Annotated in this window: 4 protein-coding genes and 1 pseudogene; 4 read left to right on the plus strand and 1 reads right to left on the minus strand. The window is 71.2% G+C overall.

What is annotated here, in order from left to right:
• Window positions 1-996, minus strand: a pseudogene (locus AB0I76_RS22215) (hypothetical protein); the annotation flags it as partial.
• Between the two features lie 168 nt (window positions 997-1164).
• On the opposite strand from AB0I76_RS22215, the gene AB0I76_RS22220 reads away from it, so the two are divergent.
• From AB0I76_RS22220 to AB0I76_RS22235, 4 genes are all read left to right on the plus strand, one after another.
• Window positions 1165-2475, plus strand: a complete 1311-nt coding sequence (locus AB0I76_RS22220; RefSeq protein WP_357038579.1) for a sugar ABC transporter substrate-binding protein — start codon at window positions 1165-1167, stop codon at window positions 2473-2475.
• A gap of 112 nt (window positions 2476-2587) precedes the next feature.
• A complete protein-coding gene (locus AB0I76_RS22225) occupies window positions 2588-3472 on the plus strand; it encodes a sugar ABC transporter permease (protein WP_357038582.1) in 885 nt (294 codons plus the stop codon).
• A complete protein-coding gene (locus AB0I76_RS22230; RefSeq protein ID WP_357038585.1) occupies window positions 3469-4293 on the plus strand; it encodes a carbohydrate ABC transporter permease in 825 nt (274 codons plus the stop codon). The genes AB0I76_RS22225 and AB0I76_RS22230 overlap by 4 nt, the downstream gene beginning before the upstream one ends.
• Window positions 4290-4931, plus strand: coding sequence for a GntR family transcriptional regulator (locus AB0I76_RS22235; RefSeq protein WP_357038588.1), 642 nt, complete (start codon window positions 4290-4292; stop codon window positions 4929-4931). Before AB0I76_RS22230 ends, AB0I76_RS22235 begins: the two co-directional genes overlap by 4 nt.
• Window positions 4932-5015: the final 84 nt, after the last annotated feature.

Below are 5015 nucleotides of genomic sequence, written 5' to 3' on the forward strand. Positions count from 1 at the left end.
CGACCCTCCAGCGGTACGCGGGGCTGCACGCCCCCGACGCCATCCTGCTGACCCACCCCCCAGCAGGGTGTCCGCCTCGACGAGCGCGGCGTCGATCGAGGCCGGGTCGACGGCGAGGCAGGAGGCGAGTGCGGCGTCCTTCGCGCTGCCCGCGGCGGTGCCGGCCCGCTCGGCGCCGAGCAGCCAGCTCTCCGCGTCCACCTCGACGGTGACGGTGGCGCCGTCGAGGGTGACCTTGGCGCCCAGCGGGGCGTTGCCCTCCAGCCAGGAGCCGCGGGAGCCGTGACCGGAGAGCACGAACCCGTCGGCGGGGATCGCGCTGTTCCCGCCGCCCCGGGCGGTCACCCGCCCGCCGGAGACGGTGACCTCGTAGCCGTAGTCGTTGGTGCCGGTGGTGGGCCGGCCGGCGGCCGGGGTGTAGGCGATGAGCTGCTCGGCGCCCCGGCAGCCGGGGAAGCACTGCCCGGTGGCCGGGTCGACGCCGCCCGGGTGGCTGGCGGCGGTCGGGTCGGTGGCGTCCAGGGTGCTGCTCGCCCGCCGGATCAGCAGGTTGCGCAGTTCCACCCGGTCACCGGCGCGCAGCTGGTCGCGCAGGAAACGGCGGTCGTCGACACCGCCGGCCTCCGGCGGCGACGCGGACAGCACCGCCCCGTCGGCGGGGATCGCGTTGTTGCCGGGCTTCGGGCAGGAGTCGAAGACCGTGCAGACGCTGAGCACCTCGTAGCTGCCGCCGCCGAGGGCGCGCAGCACGGCCTCGCCGCCGAACGCGTTGGTGCGGGTCTCGGCGCCCGCGTCCGGGGTGTACAGGGCGAGCATCCCGGCGGTCCGGGAGGACGGGTCGATCGCGTCGATGACGGCCGTGTCGCCGTCGGCGGTGACCACGGCGGGCCGGCCGTCGGTCGCTTCGGCGTACGCCGGGACGGATGTCAGGCCGAGCATGAGGGCGCCTGCGATGCCGGCGACGGTCGCCCGGCGCAGGGGGGTGGGGGTAGGCATGCGGCTCATCGTGTGCCCGGTGGTACGGACAAGTCAAGACCTCGTTTCGATAACCGAACCGGACAGTCGGCGTCGAATTGGCAGCGAGGGCTTGACCGTCCGATGGTTCATGGTCCAGAGTCACCGGCACTGGTCCGTACCACTACCCCCCAACCTGGAGGACCCCTCATGAGGCGTACCCGCGCCTTCGCAGCCGCCGCCCTCGCGGCTGTCCTGTTCGCCAGCGGCTGCGGCCTGTCCGACGGCGACGACGCCACCGGCGGTGCCGGAGGCGACGCGATCTCCGGCGAGGTCAAGGGCGAGATCACCTTCTCGACGCTGGCCCTCAAGCCGACGTTCGACGAATACATCACGAAGCTCATCGCCGACTTCGAGGCGAAGCACCCCGGCACCAAGGTCAACTGGATCGACCTGCCGTTCCAGGGCGCCCAGGAGAAGATCACCAACGACGCCCAGGCGGGCACCCTGCCCGACGTGGTGAACCTGAACCCGAACTTCGCCCAGAAGCTGGAGAAGCAGGGCGTCTTCTTCGACCTGGAGAAGAGCGCGGGCGACGTCAAGGGCAGCTACGTCCCCGGCGCCTGGGACGCCTTCAAGGTCCCGGGCTCCGACGGCGCGTACGGCCTGCCGTGGTACCTCACCAGCGAGGTCACCATGTACAACAAGGACCTCTACGCGAAGGCCGGGCTCGACCCGAACAGCCCGCCGAAGACCATCGACGAGCTGCTCGCCCAGACCAAGCAGCTCTCCACCGCCGGCAAGGGCGCCTTCTACGGCTGGCACCCGGCGCTGGAGAACACCGTCGTGCCGAACCTCGCCAAGCTCGGCGTGCCGCTGCTCAACGACGACGCCACCGCCTGGACGTTCAACACCCCCGAGGCCGTGCAGTACGTGACCGCGCTGCGCGACCTGTACGCGAGCAAGGCCTTCGCCCCGGACTGGCTGACCGAGAACCACTCCAAGGCCACCGAGGCGTACTCGGCCGGGCGCACCGCGCTCTTCCCCTCCGGCCCGAACTTCCTCAAGGTCGTCGGCGAGAACGCCCCCGCCGTCGCGAAGGCCACCGGGGTCGCCGGCCAGATCGCCAGCGCCGAGGGCACCACGAACATGTCGGTGATGGGCCTGCTCATCCCGCGCAAGAGCAAGAACGCGGCCACCGCGCTGGAGTTCGCCAAGTTCGTCACCAACGCCGAGAACCAGCTCGCCTTCGCGAAGATCGTCACGATCCTGCCGTCCACCGCGGACTCGCTGAAGGACCCGTACTTCACGGCCGTCACCGAGACCGACCCGACCTCGGTCGCCCGGAAGATCTCCGCCGAGCAGATCGCCAAGGCGAAGAACCTCACCCCGGTCCAGTGGGACGACCGCACCAAGGCCGTCGTCATCGGCAAGATCCAGCTCGCCGTCAAGGGTGACCTCGACCCGAAGACCGCCCTGGACGAGGCCGTGACCGAGGCGAACGCGCTGCTCGCCCGCTAGGGCGCGGCTCCACCGAGCCACGCCCCGCGCCACCTGAGAAGGACGCCGCCCGCCGGGCCACCCACCCGGCGGGCGGCGACCACCCCCGCGACCGGACAGGAGTTTCCCCGACGTGATCGGCCGTCGATGGTACGTGCCCTGGCTCTTCCTCGCCCCGGCACTGCTCGTCACCGCGGTGATGACCTGGGGCCCGCTGGCCAACACCGGCGTGCTCGCCTTCACCGACGCCCGCGCGCTGGGCGGCGGTGAGTTCACCGGCGTGGACAACTTCCGCCGCCTCGCCGAGGACGACGAGTTCTTCCGCGCGCTGGCCAACACCGGCCTGTACCTGGTCGTGGTGGTCCCCGCCCTGATCCTGCTGCCGCTGCTGCTGGCCCAACTGGTGCACGCCAAGCTGCCCGGCATCGGCGCGTTCCGGGCGGTGTTCTACTCCCCGGTCATCGCCTCGATGGTCGTGGTCGGCCTGATCTGGAGCTGGCTGCTCTCCTCCGAGGGCCTGGTCAACGCCGTCCTGCTCCGGCTGAAGGTGGTCACCGAACCGCTGCCCTTCCTCACCGACTCCACCCTGCTGCTGTTCTCCTGCATGCTGGTGACCGTCTGGAAGGGCCTCGGCTACTACATGGTGATCTACCTGGCCGCCCTGTCCAACGTGCCGAACGAGCTGTACGAGGCGGCCAAGGTCGACGGCGCGGGTGCCGTACGCCGCTTCCGCTCGGTGACCGTGCCGACCGTACGGCCGACGATGCTGCTGGTCGGCGCCCTGTCCGCGATCTCCGCCACCAAGGTCTTCGCCGAGATCTACGTGATGTCCTCCGGCACCGCCGGGCCGGGCGGGCAGGCCAAGTCGATCGTCTACTACATCCGCGAGGTGGGCCTCGGGGTCGACGGCGAGATCGGGTACGCCTCGGCGATGAGCCTGGTCCTGTTCGTCGGCACCCTCGGGCTCTCCGTCGGCGCCCTGGTGCTGCGCCGTCGCAACGAAGGGAGCGAGGCGTGAGCCGGTACGGCCCCGTGGCGCTGCGCTACGTCCTGCTGCTGCTGATGACCGTCCTGCTGGTCGGACCGTTCCTGTGGCAGCTGCTCACCTCGCTGAAGGGCACCGCCGAGCCGATCTACGGCCCGGAGGTCACCTGGCTGCCGCAGGACCCGACGCTCGGCAACTTCGCCAAGGTCGCCGACGTCATCCCGGTCTGGCGCTACATCGCCAACTCGGCCATGGTGGCGACCGCCAGCGTCGTCACCAACTGCCTGCTCGGCGCGATGGCCGGTTACGCCCTGGCGCGGATGCGCTTCCGGGGCCGGGGCGCGGTCTTCGCCGCCGTCCTCGCGTCGCTGGTCGTGCCGTTCGAGGTCATCATGGTCAACGTCTTCCTGACCGTTCGCAGCCTCGGCCTGGTCGACACCCTGCTCGGCGTGCTCCTGCCCGGCGCGGTCTCCGGACTGTCCATCCTCGTCATGCGGACCGCGTTCCTCGCGCTGCCCAAGGAGGTCGAGGAGGCCGCCGCCATCGACGGCGCGGGGGAGTGGTCCCGGTTCTGGCGGGTCGCGCTGCCCAGCGTCCGCGGTTCGCTCGCGGTGGTCGGCGTGTTCAGCTTCCTCTTCGCCTGGGACGACTTCCTCTGGCCGCTGATCGTGCTGAAGAACCCGGACAACTTCACCCTCACCGTCGGCCTCCAGTACCTGTCCGGCACCTTCACCAACGACCAGCGGGTCGTCGCCGCTGGCACGATGATCGCGGTCCTGCCGTTGCTGGCCGTCTTCTTCGCTCTGCAGCGGCTGTTCTTCCGCGGAGTCGGAGAAGGGGGCGTGAAGGGATGACCGCTGTCAACAAGGTCGGCTTCAAGCACGAGGCGCTGTACGCGGCGCTGCGCGCCGAGATCGGCCAGGCGCTGCGACCGCACGATCCGCTGCCCAGCGAACGGGAACTGGTCGCCCGGTTCGGGGTCAGCCGGGCCACCGTCCGGCAGGCCGTCGGCCGCCTGGAGGAGGAGGGCCTGGTCTACCGGGCCCAGGGCTCCGGCACGTTCGTGGCCGACCCGGCCACCATCTCCAAGAACCTGGCGCTCACCTCGTTCAGCGAGGACATGCGTCTGCGCCGGCTCACCCCGGACTCCCGACTGCTCGACCTCACGGTGACCTCGGCGCCGGTGGCCGTCGCCCGCGACCTGGCCGTCTCGCCCGGCGCGGAGGTGATGCACGTCCGCCGGCTCCGGCTGGCCGACGGCCTGCCGATGTGCCTGGAGGAGGTCTGGCTGCCCGCCGAGCGGATCGGCGACCTGGACGCCGCGGTCGTCGCCGGCTCCCTCTACGAGGTGCTCGCCGAGCGGGGTGTCCGCCCGCACCACGCCGACCAGGTGATCGCCGCGACCGTCGTCGACGCCGACCAGGCCCGGCTGCTCGGGGTGGCCGCGTTCTCGCCCGCGCTGCGGGTCGACCGGATCACCTCAAGATCATAACGACCTCCGGCGGGGGGATGCTGGTCTCCGACGACACCGCGCTGCTCGCCCACGCCCGTCACCTCGCCACCCAGGCTCGCGAGC

Source organism: Micromonospora sp. NPDC049799 (genome assembly GCF_040656655.1).
GTDB lineage: Bacteria > Actinomycetota > Actinomycetes > Mycobacteriales > Micromonosporaceae > Micromonospora.